Origin of the sequence: Kitasatospora sp. NBC_01287 (genome assembly GCF_026340565.1) — a bacterium.
GTDB lineage: Bacteria > Actinomycetota > Actinomycetes > Streptomycetales > Streptomycetaceae > Kitasatospora.
Genome location: NZ_JAPEPB010000001.1, coordinates 4,391,737 through 4,410,102, shown reverse-complemented (window position 1 = coordinate 4,410,102; position 18,366 = coordinate 4,391,737). Strand labels below are relative to the sequence as shown.

At 73.3% G+C, this 18,366-nt stretch carries 18 protein-coding genes; 11 read left to right on the top strand and 7 right to left on the bottom strand.

Features of this window, described 5'->3' with window-relative positions; all coding sequences use genetic code 11:
- Positions 1-171: 171 nt before the first annotated feature.
- Complete coding sequence (locus OG455_RS18795) at positions 172-996, bottom strand: SDR family oxidoreductase (protein ID WP_266295220.1); 825 nt, start codon at positions 994-996, stop codon at positions 172-174.
- A 96-nt stretch (positions 997-1,092) separates the two neighbouring features.
- Here OG455_RS18795 and OG455_RS18790 point away from each other — a divergent pair, with 96 nt between their 5' ends.
- Both OG455_RS18790 and OG455_RS18785 read left to right on the top strand, forming a co-directional pair.
- Positions 1,093-1,683, top strand: a complete 591-nt coding sequence (locus tag OG455_RS18790) for a TetR/AcrR family transcriptional regulator (protein ID WP_266295218.1) — start codon at positions 1,093-1,095, stop codon at positions 1,681-1,683.
- A 269-nt stretch (positions 1,684-1,952) separates the two neighbouring features.
- Positions 1,953-4,619 carry an AAA family ATPase gene (locus OG455_RS18785; RefSeq protein WP_266295216.1) on the top strand — a complete coding sequence of 889 codons (2,667 nt, stop codon included), beginning with the start codon at positions 1,953-1,955 and terminating at the stop codon, positions 4,617-4,619.
- Positions 4,620-4,733: 114 nt separating this feature from the next.
- On the opposite strand, the gene OG455_RS18780 is transcribed toward OG455_RS18785, so the two are convergent.
- Positions 4,734-5,303, bottom strand: coding sequence for a PadR family transcriptional regulator (locus tag OG455_RS18780; RefSeq protein ID WP_266295214.1), 570 nt, complete (start codon positions 5,301-5,303; stop codon positions 4,734-4,736).
- 95 nt (positions 5,304-5,398) lie between these two features.
- Between OG455_RS18780 and OG455_RS18775 the strand changes: the two genes are divergently transcribed.
- The 8 genes from OG455_RS18775 (at position 5,399) to OG455_RS18740 (ending at position 12,234) form a co-directional block, all read left to right on the top strand.
- Positions 5,399-5,845, top strand: coding sequence for a nuclear transport factor 2 family protein (locus OG455_RS18775; protein ID WP_266295211.1), 447 nt, complete (start codon positions 5,399-5,401; stop codon positions 5,843-5,845).
- Between the two features lie 254 nt (positions 5,846-6,099).
- On the top strand, positions 6,100-7,503 hold the full coding sequence (locus OG455_RS18770) for an MFS transporter (RefSeq protein ID WP_266295209.1): 1,404 nt from the start codon (positions 6,100-6,102) through the stop codon (positions 7,501-7,503).
- 206 nt (positions 7,504-7,709) lie between these two features.
- Positions 7,710-8,003, top strand: a complete 294-nt coding sequence (locus tag OG455_RS18765) for a hypothetical protein (protein ID WP_266295207.1) — start codon at positions 7,710-7,712, stop codon at positions 8,001-8,003.
- On the top strand, positions 8,000-8,980 hold the full coding sequence (locus tag OG455_RS18760) for an acyl-ACP desaturase (protein WP_266295205.1): 981 nt from the start codon (positions 8,000-8,002) through the stop codon (positions 8,978-8,980). Before OG455_RS18765 ends, OG455_RS18760 begins: the two co-directional genes overlap by 4 nt.
- Entirely contained in the window at positions 8,956-9,432 is a 477-nt protein-coding gene (locus OG455_RS18755; protein WP_266295203.1) for a holo-ACP synthase, read from the top strand. Before OG455_RS18760 ends, OG455_RS18755 begins: the two co-directional genes overlap by 25 nt.
- Positions 9,419-9,808 carry a thioesterase family protein gene (locus tag OG455_RS18750; protein WP_266295201.1) on the top strand — a complete coding sequence of 130 codons (390 nt, stop codon included), beginning with the start codon at positions 9,419-9,421 and terminating at the stop codon, positions 9,806-9,808. The genes OG455_RS18755 and OG455_RS18750 overlap by 14 nt, the downstream gene beginning before the upstream one ends.
- 51 nt (positions 9,809-9,859) lie before the next feature.
- Positions 9,860-11,470, top strand: a complete 1,611-nt coding sequence (locus tag OG455_RS18745; protein WP_266295199.1) for an AMP-binding protein — start codon at positions 9,860-9,862, stop codon at positions 11,468-11,470.
- A gap of 95 nt (positions 11,471-11,565) precedes the next feature.
- Positions 11,566-12,234, top strand: coding sequence for an enoyl-CoA hydratase-related protein (locus tag OG455_RS18740; RefSeq protein ID WP_266295197.1), 669 nt, complete (start codon positions 11,566-11,568; stop codon positions 12,232-12,234).
- 22 nt (positions 12,235-12,256) lie between these two features.
- On the opposite strand, the gene OG455_RS18735 is transcribed toward OG455_RS18740, so the two are convergent.
- Entirely contained in the window at positions 12,257-12,943 is a 687-nt protein-coding gene (locus OG455_RS18735; RefSeq protein ID WP_266295195.1) for a spermidine synthase, read from the bottom strand.
- A 320-nt stretch (positions 12,944-13,263) separates the two neighbouring features.
- Positions 13,264-13,728, bottom strand: a complete 465-nt coding sequence (locus tag OG455_RS18730; protein WP_266295194.1) for a DIP1984 family protein — start codon at positions 13,726-13,728, stop codon at positions 13,264-13,266.
- Positions 13,729-13,884: 156 nt separating this feature from the next.
- Here OG455_RS18730 and OG455_RS18725 point away from each other — a divergent pair, with 156 nt between their 5' ends.
- Entirely contained in the window at positions 13,885-15,297 is a 1,413-nt protein-coding gene (locus OG455_RS18725) for a pyridoxal-dependent decarboxylase (protein ID WP_266295193.1), read from the top strand.
- On the opposite strand, the gene OG455_RS18720 is transcribed toward OG455_RS18725, so the two are convergent.
- From OG455_RS18720 to OG455_RS18710, 3 genes are all read right to left on the bottom strand, one after another.
- Positions 15,186-16,592 carry an MFS transporter gene (locus OG455_RS18720; protein WP_266295192.1) on the bottom strand — a complete coding sequence of 469 codons (1,407 nt, stop codon included), beginning with the start codon at positions 16,590-16,592 and terminating at the stop codon, positions 15,186-15,188. The genes OG455_RS18725 and OG455_RS18720 overlap by 112 nt on opposite strands.
- Positions 16,593-16,700: 108 nt before the next feature.
- Positions 16,701-17,057 carry a helix-turn-helix transcriptional regulator gene (locus tag OG455_RS18715; protein WP_266295190.1) on the bottom strand — a complete coding sequence of 119 codons (357 nt, stop codon included), beginning with the start codon at positions 17,055-17,057 and terminating at the stop codon, positions 16,701-16,703.
- Between the two features lie 110 nt (positions 17,058-17,167).
- Positions 17,168-18,358: an acyl-CoA dehydrogenase family protein gene (locus tag OG455_RS18710; RefSeq protein WP_266295188.1), complete on the bottom strand. Its 1,191-nt coding sequence runs from the start codon at positions 18,356-18,358 to the stop codon at positions 17,168-17,170.
- Positions 18,359-18,366 lie beyond the last annotated feature (8 nt).

The following is an 18,366-nucleotide window of genomic DNA, read 5'->3' as shown; positions in this document are numbered from 1 at the left end:
GCGGGTGGGCCCATGTCCGACGTGGGCCCACCCGCCTTCGGCACCTGCTGTCGTCCGGCCTGACGCGGTACCAGGTTTAGCGCGCCGCGACCACGTGGGGAGGGCCGTCGGGGCGCATGGTGGTCAGGTCGGCCACCTGCCGTTCGGCGAGGAAGTCCTCGACCGCTGTGCTCATCGGAAGGCCGGGGCGTTGCGCTGTGCCCAGGCGTCGAAGCTGTGCGGCGCGCGGCCCAGGACGCGCTCGACGTCGGGGCTGACCCGCTGCTCCTCCTCGGTGGGTTCGCCCAGGATGGCCAGGGTGCCCTCGACCGCGGGCAGCGGCATGAAGCGGGCCATCTGCTCGTGCGCCTGGGCGCGGGTCTGCTCGGTGAAGCGCACCGGCTCGCCCAGTGCTGCGGCGATGGCCGCCGCCCGCTCGCGCGGGGTGGTGGAGGCGGGGCCGGTCAGGGTGTGGGTGGCGCCCAGGTGGGCGCCCGGCTCGCGCAGGGCGGCGGCGGCCACCGCGGCCACGTCCTCGGGGTCGACGAAGGGCAGGCCGACGTCGCCGAACGGCGCCTCGGCCCCCCGCCGGGTGCGGATCGACTCGGCCCAGGCGAAGGCGTTGGTGGCCATCCCGCCCGAGCGCAGCACGGTCCAGTCGAGTCCGGACTCCCGCACGGCGGCCTCGAATCGGGCGGGGTGCTGGTAGGCCCGCGGGCGGGTGCCGGCGCCCTGGGAGGAGAGCAGGACGACCTGGCTGATCCCGGCGTCCCGTGCCGCTGCCAGGATGCCGTCCGGGTCCTCGCCCGCCACCAGGAGGAACAGGGCCCGCGCGCCGTCGAAGGCCGGCCGCAGCCCGGCCGGCTCGGCCAGGTCGGCGGCCACGGCCCGTACGCCCGGCGGCACGTCGGCAGCGGTGATGTGTCGCGCCACGGCCGTCACGGGCAGCCCCGCCTCGGTGAGCAGCCCCACCAGCGCACGTCCGACGTTCCCGGTCGCACCCGTCACCACGATCATGTCGATCTCCTCGGTCTGTCTGAGTTAGTTGACTTACTTAGTCCGTCGAGAGAGACGTTAGCACGGTCGGACGGGCGCCTGTCTATAGTTAGTCGGGTGACTGACTCAACAGAATCCCGACCGCCTCGCGCGGCAGCCGCCGGCAAGCGGCAGCGACTGACGGCCGCCACCGCCCGGGTCCTGCACGAGCAGGGCGTGGAGCGCACGACCATCGCCGACATCGCCCGCGCCGCCGACGTCCCCGCGGGCAACGTGTACTACTACTTCAAGACCAAGGACGAGCTGGTCGAGGCCGCCCTCGCCGAGCACTCCGGCTACCTGGTGGCCCTGACCGGCCGGCTCGACCAGCTTCCCGACCCGCGCGAACGCCTCAAGGCCCTGGTCGACACCTGGGTCGGTGAGCGCGACACCGCGGCCCGCTTCGGCTGCCCCACCGGCACGCTGGCCGTCGAACTCGACAAGCGGGCCGAAGGTGGGCTCGATCTGGCGGTGGGTCAGGTCATCCGTCAGCTGCTGGACTGGGTGGAGCGGCAGTACCGCGAACTGGGCGTCGCCGACCCCCAGGGCCACGCCCTGGCGCTCGTCGGCGCCTACCAGGGCATGTCCCTGCTCACCAACGCGCTGCGCGACCCGGAGATCATGACCCGCGAGGGAGCCCGGCTCACCCGCGAACTCGATCAGCTCTGAGCGCCGGCCTCGCGCCCGCGGTGGGTTCGCGCCCGCGGTGGGTTCGGCGTCGCCCGCCATCATGCCTTCGCGAAGCGCGCCGCGTGCGGGTATCGCCCGGAAGCTGATGCTCGGGCACCTTGCTCCACTAACCTCGGCGCCAGAGGTGCGGGGCGGCGGAGGGGGCGGGAACGGCGGTGGCCGAGCAGCAGGATGGGCTAGGGAGGCGGGACGACGGACCCGGCGGCGACACCGCCGGGTCAGGGCCGGCCGCGGGTGGCGCACCGGCCGTGCCCGACCTGCACGAGCGTGGGCCGGAGATCGGGTCGGCGGTCGAGGCGATCCGGTCCCTGTGCCGGGCGTCCGGGACCGGTGCGGCGGTCGAGGGCGCGGAGATCGGTGAACTGCTGCTCTACGTCGGGTCGGCAGGCCTGGGCAAGACCGCTGTGCTCACCGAGGTGCGCCGGTCGGCGAAGCGGGAGGGCTGCACGGTGCTCTTCGCCCGTGGCGGCGAGCAGCAGCGAAATGAGCCGTTCCACGTGGTGCGGCAGCTGCTCCAGCCGGTCCTCGCGGCGATGGCCGCGGCGGAGCGGCGGCGGGTCTTCGGGCCCTGGCACGACATCGTCGGGCCCGCGGTGGGCCTGCTCCCGCCGGGTGGGCAACCCGATCCGCAGGGGGTCCGGGACGGCCTCGACTTCGTCCTCACCCAACTCGCGCAGCGCCGGGCACCGTTGGTACTGATCGTCGATGACCTGCACTGGGCCGACCTCGAATCGCTGCGCTGGCTGGCGGCGTTCGCGCTCCGCGCGCGGGAGTTGCCGGTGCTGCTGGTCTTCGCGTGCCGTGACGAGTTCCCCGCACAGGCCCTGGCGCTGCACCGGAGCGTCATGGGCCGGGCCGACCGGCGGCACGAGCTGCGCCCGTTGCAGCCGGCCTCCGTCGCGAGCCTGGTCCGGGCCTCGCTGGGCGACACCGCCGAGGACGCCTTCTGCCGCCAGGTGTGGGCGGTCACCGGAGGCAACCCGTACGAGACCACCGCGCTGCTGCGCGAGGTCCGCGACCAGCGGTTGGACCCGGTCGAGGAGAACTCCGGCCAGTTGCGTGAACTCGCCGCTGAGGCAAGGGGGATGACGCTGAAGCACTGGCTGGACAAGCTGGGCCCGAGCAGCCTTCGGTTCGCCTGGGCGGCGTCCGTGCTCGGCACCGACATCCATCCGGGGCTCGCGGCCGGCATCTGCGCCCAGGGCCCGGGCGCCGCCGCGGAGTCGATCAGGGACCTGCGCAAGCACCGGGTGCTGACCAGCACCTCGGACGGCCGGTTGGAGTTCGTCCACCCGCTGATCGCCACCTCGGTCTACCAGTCCATGCCGGTCGCCACCCGCACCGGCATGCACGGTGTCGCCGCCGTCGAGATCGAGAACGCGGGCCTGGGCCTGCTGGCCGCCTCCCGGCACCTGCTGGAGACCCTGCCGGACGGCGACGACGAGACGGTGCGCAAGCTGCGCACGGCAGCCGCCGAGCACCTGGCCATCGGCGCGCCGGAGGCGGCGCAGCGCTGTCTGCAGCGCGCGATGAGCGAGCCGCCGGCCGACGAGGACCGGGCCCAGGTGCTCTACGAGCTCGGCTGTTCGGCCCTGCTCACCAATCCCGCCACCACGGTGAACCAGCTGCGCCTGGCGCTGGCGGAGCAGGACGGCCTGGGCCCGGAACTCCGGGTGGACGCGACCTTCAGGCTCGCGCAGGCGCTGGCCCACAGCAACCAGCTCGGCGCGGCCGCCGCGGTGTGTGCCGAGGAGGCCGCCCGAACCGCGACCGGACCGGGCCGACTGCGGCTGGAGGTGGCGCACTTCATGTTCGCGGCCTTCCAGGCGCGGGACGACGACGGCCCTGGCCGCTCCCGCCGACTGGAGGCGTTCAGCCGGGAGTTCAGCGGGGGCGGCAGCCTGGCCGGCGCCCTGTCGGTGCTGCGCTGCTGGGACCTCACGCTGCGAGGCGTGGACGCCACCGAGGCGATCGCCTTGGCGGAGTCCGCCCTCGAGGACGGCGGGCTCCCGCCGGAGCTCGGTTGGACGAACAGCACCTGGGGCTTCGAACTGCCCGGCATCCTCGGCATCTCCTATCTGTACGCCGACCGGATCGACCGCGCGCAGGCCCTGTTCGGCGAGGCGATCTGGGCCTACCAGGTGGCCGGGTGGAGCGGCGGCCACCTGGGATTCGCGTACTTCCTGATGGGGTTGCTCCACTTCCGGTGCGGCCGGCTCGACGAGGCGGAGGACTTCCTGCGGCGCGCCCTGCGCACGGCCGAGCGCATCGCCCCGGGCATCCCGCTGCAGTGGTTCGCCGTAGGGGTGTTGGCCGACACGCTGCTCGCCCGGGGCAGGACCGACGAGGCGTGGGAACTCGCCACGCGGTACTCGTTCGGTCCGCCGTACCCCACGGTGATGGTGCTACCGGATGCCCCCACCCTGTACGGCAGGCTGCTGCTGGCGCGGGGCGAATCGGTGGCCGCGGCGGCGGCGCTGGCGGCTGCCGGAGCCACCCTGGACGCGCGGGGCTGGCGCAACACCGTGTGGGCGCCGTGGACCGGACACCTGGCGCTCGCGGTGGCCGCCCAGGAGCCGGACCGGGCCCGGGAGCTCGCCGCGGAGGCGGTGCGCCGTGCCGAGGAGTTCGGCGTGGACTCGGCGATCGGCAGTGCGCTGCGGCTGTGTGCGGCGGTCCATGACGGGCCGCGGGCCGTGGTGATGCTGGAGGAGGCCGTCCGGCTGCTGGAGCGGTCCCCGGCCGGCTATGAGCACGCCCTCGCGCTGGTCGATCTCGGGGTGGCGCTGCTCGGGTCCGACCGGTCGCTCGACGCGGTCGCGTTCCTCGACCGGGGAGCGGAGTTGGCCGCCCGTTGCGGCGCCGACGGCTTGGCGGCCAGGGCGCGTGCGGCCCGCTCGAACAGATCACGGTGATGGTGGAGCGGTGACGGGGGAGCGGTGACGGGGGACCGGTGGCGGGAGCGCCCGGCCGCCACGAAGGGGCGCTGACGGCGTGCCGCGTGCCGCGCGGCGGCCCGGCACGGCTGGTCAGCGGTCGGTACGAGCTGCCTGCCGCTCCCGCAGGACGGCGGCGATCCGCAGGCACCAGTCCCGGTGCTCCTGCTCGAAGGACAGGCCGCGCAGGCAGGTCAGGTACGGCCCGATCCGCTCGCCGCGGCGAAGGTACTCGTCCTCGTCCAGGTCGCCCCGCAACTGCCGCAGCATCGCGGCGAGGAGCTCGATCTTGCCCTCGGCCGCGGTCGCCCGCTCCTGGAGCTGCTCGATCACCGGAGCGGTGCCGATCCGGTCGGCACTGTGGACCTTGACGAGCAGGTCGTCGCGGATGAACGAGGGTTTCGAGGCGGCTTCGGCGAACCGCTCCAGCTCGGCGCGACCAGCGTCGGTGACGTGGAACAGGCGCTTGTTGGGCCGGGTCTCCTGGACCACCTGCCGACCCTCGACCAGCCCCTCCCCCTCCAGCTTGGCCAGCTCGGCGTACAACTGCTGGGGCAGGGCGTGCCAGAAGTTCGCGACGCCGACGTCGAACGCCTTCGCCAGTTGGTATCCGCTGTACTCGCCGTCCAGCAGTGCCGCCAGCACGGCATGTCGCAAGGCCATCGAGGGAGCCCCTTCCCTTCCGTTGTCCGCCCCCGCATCATAGTCAAGAAAATGACTGATCTCATTCTTGAGTATCCGATGCACCAGGAGGAGCCATGGAGACGGCCGAACGCTTCCGCGCCGCGGTGGAGACGAGCGATCTCACCGCGCTGGACGACCTGTTCACCGAGGACATCCGGTTCTACAGCCCGGTGAAGTTCACCCCGTTCGAGGGCAAGCCCATGGTGCTCGGCCTCTTCGGCGTGCTGCTGCGCACCTTCGAGGACTTCCGCTACGTCGGGCACTTCGAGGGGACGGCCGAGACCAGTGCGGACGGCGAGGAGGCGCGCTCCGAGATCCTGGCCTTCCGGGCCACCGTGGCCGGCAAGCAGATCCACGGCATCGACCTGCTCCAGTTCGACGAGGCGGGCCGGGTCAAGGAGTTCACCGTGATGGTTCGGCCCCAGTCCGCGGTGCAGGCCCTGGGGCAGGCGGTCCTGGCCGGCCTGGTCGCTGACGGCCTGGTCGCTGATGGCCTGGTGCCTGCGGCTGCCGCCGGGTAGCGCACCGCTGTTGGCCCGCTGTCGGGCAGTCCGCTCCCGGATCGGGTGGTGCGCGGGTGGGGGATTGACACTGGCGGGTAACAACGAGCATGGTGATCGGGCCCGTCAGGGTGTGCGGGGGTTCGCGTGCGGCTGATCGGCTGGGCAACCAGGCGTTCCAGCAGGTGAGTTGCGGCATCACGCTGCCCTGGCACGCCCTGCACCGGGCGGTCCGCGGCCCCGTGCCCGCAGTCGAGCCCCGTGAAGGAGCCAGTGTGCCGACCGGATCCGCGCCCCCGCGATTAGCACCGACGGACGGCCCGAGCACCGAGCCGTCGGTCCTGCTGGTGCTGCTCTGCTGCCTGGGCGCCTTCATGGCGTTCCTGGACAGCACCATCGTGAACGTGGCGTTCCCCGACATCGCCAAGGCCTTCGCCCGCTCCGACCTGGCCACCCTCTCCTGGGTGCTGAACGGCTACAACGTGGTGATCGCCGCGCTGCTGATGCCGGCCGGGCGGTTGGCCGACCGGTTCGGCTGCCGGCGCTCGTTCGTGGTGGGGCTGGTGACCTTCACCGTGGCATCGGTGCTCTGCGGGGTCGCGGGCTCGGTCGGGGTGCTGATCGCCGCCCGGCTGCTCCAGGCACTGGGCGCCGCCGTCCTGGTGCCGACCTCGCTCGCGCTGCTGATGCCGATGTTCCCGGCGGCCCGGCGGCTGGTGGCGATCACCATCTGGGGCGCGGCCGCGGCGCTCGCCGCCGGGATCGGACCCGGGCTCGGGGGAGTGCTCGCCGAGGACCTGAGCTGGCGCGCGGTCTTCCTGGTGAACCTCCCGATCGGGATCCTGGCGGTCCGGGCCTCCCGCTCGCTGGCCGAGCGGCGCGAGAGCGGTGGGTCGATGCCCGATGTGCTGGGCATGGTGCTGCTCGGTGCCGCCCTCGGCCTGCTGGCGCTCGGCCTGGTCAAGGGGCCGGACTGGACCTGGGCGAGCGCGGCCACCATCGGCTGCCTGGCCGGCGGGGCGGTGCTCGCGGTGGCGGTGGTGCTGCGCAGCGCCCGCCACAGCTCGCCGGTGCTCGCCCTGGACCTGCTCCGCACGCGCAACGCCCTTGGCGGCAACGTCGGTTCGATGCTCTTCTCGGTGACCTTCTACGCCGTGATCCTGAACAACATCCTCTTCCTCACCGAGCACTGGGGCTGGTCGCTGATCACGGCGGGTCTGGCCACCACCCCGCCGCCGATCGCCACCGCGCTGATCGCCAGGCCGGCGGTCCGGCTGGCCGAGCGGTTCGGTGACCGCCTGGTGGTGATCGCCGGCTGCCTGGTCTACGTCTGCGGCACGCTGCTGCTCTTCTGGGGAGGCGGCCGGCAACCGGACTTCGTCACCCACTGGCTGCCAGGAGCGGCGGTGATGGGGTTCGGCGCCGGCCTGGTCTGGCCGGTGCTGGGCGGGGTCGCGCTGGCGGGCGTCGAGCCCGCGCGGCTGGCCACCGCGAGCGCGGCCAACGCCGCCTTCCGCCAGCTCGGCGCCGTCCTCGGCACCGCGCTGACCGTCTCCGTGCTGAGCTCGGCGGGCGCCGACCGGCTCGGCGGCGCCCGCCACACCTGGGAGTTGGCGATCGGCTTCGCCTGCGCGGTGGCCGTCCTGGCCGCCGCGACGGTCCGCAGGACTGACAGTTAGCATGCGGAAAGTCGACGGAAAGCAATTGGCACTCGACTTGACGGCCATTCAGTTGCCCCGGTGCGCGGCCGAGGGTGGATGCTTTTCACCTCAAGTTAACACAGTGCCATTGACATCAGCTCGGATAAATATCTGACGGTCCGTCAACTGCCCATGTGAGAATCCCCACTTGGCGAGTGGTGTCGGCGACGGTATCGTTCTGCAGCATGGTGACCCAGGGGGTGGAGGCCTACATTCGGCAGAAGTTCGCCGAGTATGCGGGCCTCACAGACGAGCAACTGTTCTCCGATGACGTGACGTTGGCCGCGGTGATCGGCCGCAGCCCGAAAATGACGAACAGCATCGATCTCATGGAGGCGTTCGCCCGGACCGCGAACGCGCTCCGCAAGGACTACGGCGTGCGGGTGCGACTGCCCGCGCTGCCGCTCGACACGTCGACGGCGGCGGTGCTGAAGGTCTTCCTGGAGGAGTTCGAGCGGCAGCAGGAGGCGGCCGGATGAGCATCGTCGAAGCCACGAGTGCCGAGGCCACCAATGCCGAGGCCACGAGTGCCGGAGCCGCGAGCGGCGGTGCGCGGAACGCCGCCACCGCGCCGCCCGCCATCATCACCGACCTCTACGACGCGGTGACCGAGCGCGGCATGTCCCTGGTCGACGTGACCTGGGAGCAGCAGCGTCTGCACGAGTCACGCCGCTGGAGCGTCGTCGAGCTGCTGGCCGACGTCGACCTGGACGCGCTGACGCCGATCGACCGCAACCTGGTCTGGAACGCCGGCCGGGCCGAGCTGACCACCAAGCCGGGCGCCGACCGGCTGGAGCGCCAGGCGGAGGCGGAGTGCCGCCGCTGGCAGGGGACGAACCCGGCGGTCGCCTCGATCATGGAGGCCTGCGGCACCTGGAGCCGCTACTGGAACGAGGAAGAGGCGCACCACGAGACGGTCTTCAACCGGCTCGCCGACCTCAGCGGGATGGAGCCGATCTCGGACGAGACCTTCATCGCCTTCCGCCAGGTCTTCCCCGACGACGACATGCTGCGCACCCTGATGCTGCTCGCGATCTCCGAGATCACGGCCGCGGTCAACTACGGGCAGTGCCAGCAGGTCGTCCAGGACCCGGGCCTGCGCCGGATCTTCAAGCAGGTGGCGGCCGACGAGATCCAGCACCGCAACTACTTCATCTCCTTCGCCAAGGCACTGGTGGACAGCGGCGAGTACCACGCCAAGGACGCCTTCGCGGTGGCGCACCTCTTCCTGCGCGAGGACGGCGAGCTGCAGGGCAGCGCCCGGGAGCAGAAGGAGGACCGCGGCACCCACGTGAACTGGTGGGACCACCTCGACACCGCGGAGACCGACTACCGTCCCGAGGCGCTGGAGAAGAAGGAGCAGCTGATCTGCGGCGCCCTGAAGAAGATCACCGGGATCGAGGTCCACTCCCGCGACGAGGTCGAGGACACTTGGCTGGATCTCGTCGGGAGCTGATCGGCCTGGGGCACGACCTCCAACTGGTCAGCGAGGTGGCGGCAGCCGCGGCGCTGAGCGCGCCCGAGGTCTTCTTCACCGCCGCGGAGCTGCGGCACTTCGCCGCCTCCGCGGTGCCGCCGCAGAGCCTGGCGGGCGGTTTCGCGGCGAAGGAGGCGCTCTTCAAGGCCCTCCCGCCGACCGCGCGGCCGTGGTTCTGGACGGACGCGGAGCTGGTGCACGACGGGCGGGGCGCCCCGGGCTTCCGGCTCCGCGGCGCCTTGGCCGACGAACTGGCGCACCGCCGGCCGCAGGTGAGCGTCTCCCTCTCGCACAGCGGCGGCTTCGTCTCCGCCGTGGTCCTGGTCACCGGTACGGCCGGCCGGGCGAACCGTTTCCGCAACACGATCGATCGGGCGGTCCGACATGTACTTCGGCGAAACACGGCTGACCCTGCCGGTGCGCCCCAATGACCTCGACGCGCTGGGCCACGTGAACAACGCGGTCGCGCTCGAATACCTGGAGGCCGGGCGCTGGGACTGGCTCACCCGGCAGGGCCTGGTGCACGGCGAGCGGCTGATCGCCGTGGTCGCCCGCACCGAGATCGACTACCGGGCCGAGATCCCGCGCGGCCAGGTCGAGGTCACCACCCTGCTCGACGAGCCGGGCGAGGAGGAGTTCGAGGAGGACGGCCTCACCTTCCGGGCCCGGTTCCGCCAGCGCGTCCACCTGCCCGGAGCGGCGGACCCGGCGGTGGACGCGCTGGTCACGGTGGCCTTCCTGGACGCCGAGCAGCGCTGCCTGGTGACGCTGCAGGACTTCCTGGCGGCCGCGGCCGCGGTGAGTTGACCGTCCGTCAAGATGCGGGCCGCCGAACAGCGGCCAGGAGAGGGTCCAGCGGTGCTTGAGCACATCCAGCGCAACCAGCAGTGCCCGCCCGAGCGGGGCCTGCACCTGTACGAGAAGTTCGGCGAGCGGCCGGAGTTCACCGCCTACCGGGACTTCCCCGAGCAGGTGGCCGGCTACGCGGACTTCTTCCGGGCGCAGGGGATCGAGCCGGGCACCCGGGTGCTCTTCCCGTTCGAGACCAGCGCCGCGGTGGTCTTCGCCTTCCTCGGCCTGATGGAGATCGGCGCGGTGCCGCTCTCGGTCAAGCCGTACGTGCTGAACCAACCCCGGGACGCCTACCAGGAGTTCCTCGCCCGGATCGCCGGGGACTTCACGGCGGCCCGGATCCTGCTGGTCCCGACCCTGGCCGGCCTGGACCTGCCGACGGGGGCGCTGCCACTGCCGCTGCCGCCCGCGGGGACGACCACGCCGGGGGCCCGGCTGCGCACCCCGGCCGACGACGAACTGGCCTTCGTCCAGTTCTCCTCCGGCTCGACCTCCTTCCCCAAGGGGATACCGGTGCGCCAGGACCGGCTCCGGGCCAACCTGGCCATGATCACTCGCACCGACGGCCGGGCGCCGCAGGAGCGGGTCAGCAGCTGGCTGCCGCTCTACCACGACATGGGCCTGGTCGGCGGGCTGCTCTCCTGCTTCGCGATCGGCTGCGACCTGCTGCTCGCCGAGCCGGTGACCTTCCTCTTCGACCCGCGCGGCTGGTGGGAGCAGATGGCGCGGGAGCACGTGATCGGCACGGTGATCCCCAACTTCGCGGTGGACTACTCGCTCAAGCTGATGCAGGACCTCGACCCGGAGGAACTCGCCGAACTCGACCTGTCGGGGCTGCGCTCGATCTACCTCGGCAGCGAGCCGATCAACCTGCCCAACCTGAACGCCTTCCTGGACCTGATGGCACCGGCCGGGCTGCGGCGCGACGTCTTCATGCCCTGCTACGGCATGGCGGAGGCGGTGCTGCTGGTCGCCAGCCGCCCGGTGGGCAGCGAGATCCGGGTGGTGGACGCGCCGTCGGGGGTGCCGGCCATCTCGGTGGGCCCGGTGCTGGCGGAGTTCACCGCCCGGCTCCGCGACGAGCACGGACGCCCGTGCGGGGAACGCGAGTTGGGCGAGGTCGAGCTGGCCGGCGGCACCCTGGCCACGGGCTACTTCGACCAGCCGCTCCCGCTGGCCGCGGCGGAGGGCTGGTACGCCACCGGTGACATCGGCTTCCTGGACGGCGGTGAGCTCTTCATCACCGGCCGGATCAGCGACCGGATCAAGGTCAACGGTCAGAGCCTGTTCGCCGCCGACTTCGAACAGGCCCTGGAGCAGCTCCCGTTCGTCCGCGACGGTCGGACGGCGGTGGCCCAGATCGACGGGGTGATCGTGGTGCTGACCGAGGTGGAGCGCGAGGCGCGCGAGGACATCGCGGGCAGCCGCGCGAGGATCGTCGAGCACCTGGTCACCACCATCGGCGTCACGGTGCGGGCCGAGGACGTGCACTACCTGCGCCCCGGCCAGTTGCCCAGGACCAGCAGCGGCAAGCTGCAGCGGCGGGCGATCGCGGCGGCCTACCAGGCCGGTGAGCTCACAGGGCTGACGCTGGACCCGCCGCCGCACCGGCCCTGACCGCGCCGCCCTCCGCGACCCGGCCCCGCAACCCGCCCGCAGCACCCCCGCCCCACCCCCGCCCCACCCACCCCTTGGCCGACAGGAGCACCCACATGCCCGAGCTGGACCGCGACGGCGAGGTCTTCGTCCTGCGCCTCGACGCGGACGACGAGAACCGCTTCCACCCCGACTGGCTGGCCGCGGTGGAGTCGGCGCTCGACGAGGTGGAGGCCGCGACCGGTCCCCGCGCGCTGGTCACGGCGGGCGGCGGCAAGTTCTGGTCCACCGGCCTCGACCTGGACTGGCTGCTGAGCCACGGCGACCAGTACGCGGCCTACCTGGACCGGGTGCACGTCCTGCTGGCCCGCACCCTGGCCTCGCCGGTGGTCACCGTCGCCGCGCTCAACGGGCACACCTTCGCCGCGGGCGCGATGTGGGCGCTGGCCCACGACGCCCGGGTGATGCGCGCGGACCGGGGCTTCTTCTGCCTGCCCGAGGTCGACCTCGACCTGCCCTTCCAGCGCGGCATGTCGGACCTGATCCGGGCCCGGCTGGCCCCGCAGACCGCGCACGAGCTGATGACCTTCGGCCGCCGCTACGGCGGTGCCCAGGCGCTCGCCGCCGGCATCGTTCAGGCGGTGGCGGACGCCGAGGAGCTGACCGCCGCCGCGGTGGAGCTGGCCCGCCCGCTGGCCGCCAAGAGCAAGCCGGTGCGGGCCGAGATCAAGGAGGCCCTCTACGCGGAGGCCCTCGCCTCGCTGCGCACCCCCACCGTGGCCTGAACGAACAGTCGCTGACGTATGGTCAGGCGCGGCGGGCCAGGTGCACCACGTCCGGCACGCCGCGGCTGACCGCGATCTCCAGGGTGCGCACCTCGGTGAAGTCGGCCGCGCGCAGGGCGGCTTCGAAGGCGGGTGAGGGCTGCGCGCTCCAGACCGCGAGGATGCCGCCCGGATTCAGCCGGGCCCGGGCCGCGGCCAGGCCGGCGGGGCCGTAGAGGCCGGCGTTCGCCTCGGTGACCGTCCAGTCGGGGCCGTTGTCGATGTCCAGGCAGAGGGCGTCGTAGCGGTCCTCGGTGGTGGCCAGGTAGGCGACCAGGTCGGTGTGCAGCACGGCCACCCGGGGATCGGCCAGCGCCGCGCCCGAGATCGCGGCCAGCGGCCCACCGCGGTGCCAGTCGATGATCGCCGACTCCCGTTCGGCCACCGCGATCCGCCCCCAGCGCGGCTGGGCCGCCGCGTGCGCGAGCGAGAAGCCCACGCCGAGGCCGCCGATCAGCACCGCGGGGTGCTCGGCGGTCAGCCGGTCCAGCGCGGCGTCGACCAGCAGCCGCTCCGAGCGCCCGTCGGCGGTGTCCATCAGGAAGCAGCCGTTGGCGATGATCTCGTGGTCCGCGCCCCGCCGGCGCAGCACCACCTCGCCGTACGGGCCTTCGCGCCGGTCGAGCACGACGGCCTCGGCCGCCTGGTCCCTGGTGGGTGCTTCGGACATCTTCGGTTCCCTCCGCGTGCGGTGGTAGGTCATGCCGGAAAGCAGTGGACAAGCAGTGGACAGGCAGCGGACAAGCAGCTGACAAGCGGCAGGTGCCGCGCTGTGGAATCCCCGAACCCGCCCTCGCCGTCACGGATCTGCACGTGGTGGTGTGCTGTGCGCTGTGCGCGATCACCTGTGCGCGGTGCTGAGCTGCTCGGTCACCGGGGAATCGAACCCCTGCGCTGCTCTTCGCGCGCCAGTGGCCGGTTTCACCGCCGGCCGCGGCTGTGCACGCCTCCGTGTACGGCTACCTGCTCCACAGCGCAGCCCTGTTCCGGTCAGTCGACCAGGTCGACCTCCCAGTTGGTCCGCTGGATCCGGACGTCGAGTTCGCGCAGCTCCCGGGCGACCTGGTCGGCCTGGGTGCGCAGCTGCGCGACCGGCACGGCGGAGAGCATCCGCAGCTCGGAGCGCAGCTGCCGCACGGCGCCGCGCTGCCCGACGGCCGCGTCCGCCGCGCTGGTGAGCACCGAGTGGCGCAGCCGCAGCACGTCGCGCCGGGCCAGCGCGTCGGTGAGGCTGCCGCCGCCCTCGACCACCGCGGTGGAGTTGGTCCGGTTGATCCGACGGATCAGCGACTCCAGCTCGTCCAGCACCTCGCCGCACTGGGTGAGGAGTTCGGCGGCGTCCTCGGCGGGCTCCTCGCCCTCCTGGAAGCGGGCGCTGCCCACGACGCGGGCGCGCAACTGCTCGACACGGCGGACGGCGTCCGCACGCAAGGTCAGGGCCTCTGCCAGCTTCATGGGCCGGTACCTCCAGGACTGGTGGGTTCCCGCACGATTATGCCGCCGCGAGCGGAACGGAACGGTCCAATTTCCCGCGAGTGGCCCCGGACGGGTGGGCCAGGCCTCGGTAGCGTCGGCGTGCGGCCGCTCGGCCGCCGAGCGAGGAGGTTCCGGGTGCACCCGCAACTCAGGTCCGATCTGGAGCTGTTGCCGCAGTTGCTGGAGGAGGCGCGGCAGCACGCCGCCGCCTTCCTGACCGGGCTCGACGGGCGGCCGGTGCTGCCCGAGGGCGAGCCGCCCGCACCGGTGCCGCTGCCCGAGCCGGGCATCGGGCTGCGCGGCGCGCTGGCGGAGTTCACGGCGCGCTGGGAGGGGAGCCTGTCGGGCAGCGCAGGGCCGCGCTACCTCGGCTTCGTCACCGGCGGGGTGACGCCGGCCGCGCTGGCCGGGGACTGGCTGACGGCGACGCTCGACCAGAACTCCAACTCCTCGCTGGACCCCGCGGGGCAGCAACTGGAGCGGGAGACCGTGGGCTGGCTGCGCGCGTGCTTCGGACTCTCCGCGGCCCAGCACGGCACCCTGGTCAGCGGTGCCACCATGTCCAACACGGTCGGCCTGGCGATCGCCCGCGAGTGGCTGGGGGAGCGGCTGGGCGTCAGCCCGGCCGAGGACGGGGTGGCCGCGCTCGGCCGGGTGCGGGTGCTGTCGGGGGCGGCGCACTCCAGCATCGCCAAGGGGCTCTCGATCCTGGGCCTGGGGCGCGGCGCGCTGCTGCCGGTGGCGACCCTGCCGGGGCGCGAGGCGGTCGATGTGGCCGCGCTGGAGCGCGAGTTGGCCCGGCAGCCGGGCCCGTGCGTGGTGGTGGCCAACGCCGGGACGGTCAACACCGTCGACTTCGACGACCTGCGGGCGATCGCCGCGCTGCGCGAGCGCCACGACTTCTGGCTGCACGTGGACGCCGCCTTCGGGGCCTTCGCCGCGCTCTCCCCGGCCCACGCGCACCTGGTCGACGGTCTGGACCTGGCCGACTCGATCTGCGTCGACCTGCACAAGTGGCTGAACGTCCCGTACGACAGCGCGGTGCAGTTCAGCCGCCGCCAGGACCTGCAGGCGCGGGTCTTCCGCAACTCCGCCGCCTACCTGAGCCCCTCCCCGGCCGCGGGCCCGGGCGTCGCGCGGGGCGCGGAGCCCGACCTGGTCCACCTCACCCCGGAGAACTCGCACCGGCTGCGCGCGCTGGCCGCCTGGTTCACGCTGCGGGCGTACGGGCGGGCCGGGCACCAGGAGATCGTCGAGCGGTGCGTGGCCGGCGCGCGGGCGCTGGGCGAGGCGGTGGCGGGCCTGGCCGGGTTGCGGTTGCTGGCACCGGTGCGGCTGAACGTGGTCTGCTTCACCCTCGCCGAGCGGCCGACCGAGCAGCGGTTGGCCGCGCTGGCCCGGGCGGTGGGCCAGGAGGTCTTCCTGACCCCCACCGTCTACCAGGAGGTCCCGGCGCTGCGGGCCGCGTTCAGCAACTGGCGCACCACCGAGGACGACGTCCGACGGGTGGTCGACGCGCTGGAGCCGGCCCTCGCCAAGGCCGGGTAGCGGGGCGCCGCCGTCGCCGACCGGGTGCGGCTGGTGCCGCGCCCGTCCGGCCCGTCCCACCCGTCCGGCCCGTCCGGCCCGTCCTGCTCGATCCGCGCGGGCCAGAGCCGCACGGCGCAGACGGTGCCGGCCAGGGCGAGCGCGCCCAGCGCCAGGTCGGCGGTGAGCAGGCCCGCCCGCGCGCCGAGCCAGCCGGCCAGCGGGTAGCTGAGCAGCCAGCAGCTGTGCGAGAGCGAGAACTGGGCGGCGAAGGCGTCGGCCCGCTGCTCGGGCGCGGTGCAGCGCCGGATCAGCCGCCCGGCCGGGGCGTTGACCACGGCGCAGGCCGCGCCGAGGGCGGCCCAGGTGGCGAGCAGGGCCGGCCACCGCCAACTGCCCTGCCCGCCGGCGGTGATCGCCACCAGCGGCCCGAGCAGCAGCCCGGTGATGGCGCACCCGGCGGGCAGCATCACGCCGCGCTCCCCGGTCCGCTCCAGCACCCGGGGCAGCAGCAGGGCGGCCGTCATCGACCCCGCCCCGTAGGCGCCCAGCGCGAACGGCACGTCGGCGGCTGCCCGGTGCAGGTGGTCGCGGACGTAGACGATGGTGTTGACGAAGACCACCGCGCCGCCCGCGGCCACCGTGAGTTCGAGGGCGAGCAGCGCCCGCAGCCGCGCGGCGCCCCAGAAGAGCCGGGCGCCGTGGCCGGCCCGGGCCAGCACGCCGCCCGGGACGGCCGCCCGCAGCGGCTTCGGCAGCGCCAGCGAGACGACCAGAGCGGCCGAGCCGAGGAAGCCGGCCATGGTGCCCAGGAAGAGCTGGTGGTAGCTGACCAGGGTGAGCAGGCCGGCCGCGAGCGCGGGGCTGAAGAGGCTCTCCAGGTCGTAGGCGAGGCTGGAGAGCGAGAGCGCGCGGGTGTAGTCGCGCTCGGCGGGCAGCACCTCGGGGATGACGGCCTGGAACGCCGGGGTGAAGGCGGCCGAGGCGGCCTGCAGCAGGAAGATCAGCAGGTAGACCTGCCAGACCTGGGTGACGAAGGGCAGCGCCACCGCGGTCGCGGCCCGGATCAGGTCGGCGCCGACCAGCAGCAGCCGCCGGGGCAGCCGGTGGGCGCAGGCGCCGAACACCGGCGCGAGGCCGACGAAGGCGACCATCTTGATCGCCAGCGCGGTGCCGAGCACCGAACCGGCGTCGGCGCCGGCGAGGTCGAAGGCGAGCAGGCTGAGCGCGACTGTCGCCAGTCCCGTGCCGACCAGGGCGATCACCTGGGCGGCGAAGAGGCGGCGGTAGGTGCGGTGGCGCAGCACGGAGAGCATGGCGTCCCTCGCTGGGTCGGCGGTGCGACGACCCCGACATCATACTCAACATGTCAGCACCTGTGCACATGTTGACGGGAGTTCGACCGGCCGCCCCTCGCGGGGCGGTCAGTCGTGCGCGGGCAGCGAGCCGATCTCGTGGTCGGCGACGTTCAACGCCTCGTCCACCAGGCGCCGCAGGTGCCCGTGCCGCAGCGCGTAGACCACCCGGCGCCCGTCCTTGCGAGTGGTCACCAGCCCGGCCAGCCGCAGCTTGGCCAGGTGCTGGCTGACCGAGGTGCGCGCGGCGTGGCAGGCCTCGGTGAGCGTGGTGACGTCGGCCTCGCCCTCGCCCAGCCGGTTCAGCAGCGCCAGGCGGGTGCGGTCGGCGAGCAGGGCGAGGATCCCGGCGGCGATGTCGAGTTGCTCCTCGGTGACCGGGTGCTGCGCATGGTGCGCAGCTGAGACCTGCTTGCCTGAGCTCATGGGCTCATCGTAGGCGGGCCCCGTCCGGCCCCCGTCCCGTCCGGCCCCCGTCCCGTCCGGCCCCCGTCCCGTCCGGCCCGCGCCCCGTCCTGCCCGCGTCCCGCCGCGGCTCACCGGTAGGCCGACTCCCCGGTGATCGCCTCGCCCAGGACCAGCGTGTGGATCTCACTGGTCCCCTCGTAGGTCAGCACCGACTCCAGGTTGTTGGCGTGCCGCAGCACCGGGTAGTCGGTGGTGATCCCGTTGGCGCCCAGGATCGTCCGCGCGCTGCGCGCGATCCCCAGCGCCGTGCGCACGTTGTTGAGCTTGCCGAAGCTCACCTGCGCGGCCTTCGCGCGGCCCTCCTCCTTCAGCCGCCCGATCCGCCAGGCGACCAGGTAGGCCTTCTCCAGCTCCAGCGCCATCTCCACCAGCTTCTCCTGGGTGAGCTGGAAGGCGGCGATCGGGCGGCCGAACTGCACCCGGCTCTTCGCGTAGTCCAGCGCCGCCTGGTAGCAGTCCCGGGCCGCGCCCACCGTGCCCCAGAGGATCCCGAAGCGGGCCTCGTTGAGGCAGGAGAGCGGCCCGCGCAGCCCGCTGACGCCCGGCAGCACCGCGTCGCCGGGCAGCAGCACCTCGTCGAAGCTCAGCCCGCTGGTCACCGAGGCGCGCAGCGAGAGCTTGCCGGGCACGTCGGTGGCGGTGAAGCCGCGGGAGTCCGTGGGCACCACGAAGCCGCGCACCCCCTCCTCGGTCTGCGCCCAGACGACGGCGACGTCCGCCACGCTCCCGTTGGTGATCCACATCTTGCTGCCGGAGAGCACCCAGTCCGCGCCCTTGCGCCGCGCGGTGGTGCGCATCCCGGCCGGGTCGGAGCCGAAGTCCGGCTCGGTCAGCCCGAAGCAGCCGATCGCCCGCCCGGCCGCCAGCTCCGGCAGCCAGCGCTGCTTCTGCTCCTCGGCGCCGAAGGCGTGGATCGCGCGCATCGCCAGCGAGCCCTGCACCGAGACGAAGCTGCGCAGCCCCGAGTCGGCCGCCTCCAGCTCCAGGCAGGCCGCCCCGTAGGCCACCGCGCCGGCCCCGGCGCAGCCGTAGCCCTCCAGGTGCATCCCGAGCAGCCCGAGCCTGCCCAGCTCGGGTGCCAGCTCACGGGCGGGGAAGACGCCGCGCTCGAACCAGTCGGCGATGTGCGGCCTGATCCGGTCGTCGGCGAAGCGCCGGACGGTGTCGCGGACCAACCGCTCCTCGTCGGTGAGCAACTCGCCCACGGCGAGCAGGTCGAGCGGGTCGGGTCCACCCGGGCGGGGGGTGCTGGCTGCCATGCGGCGCT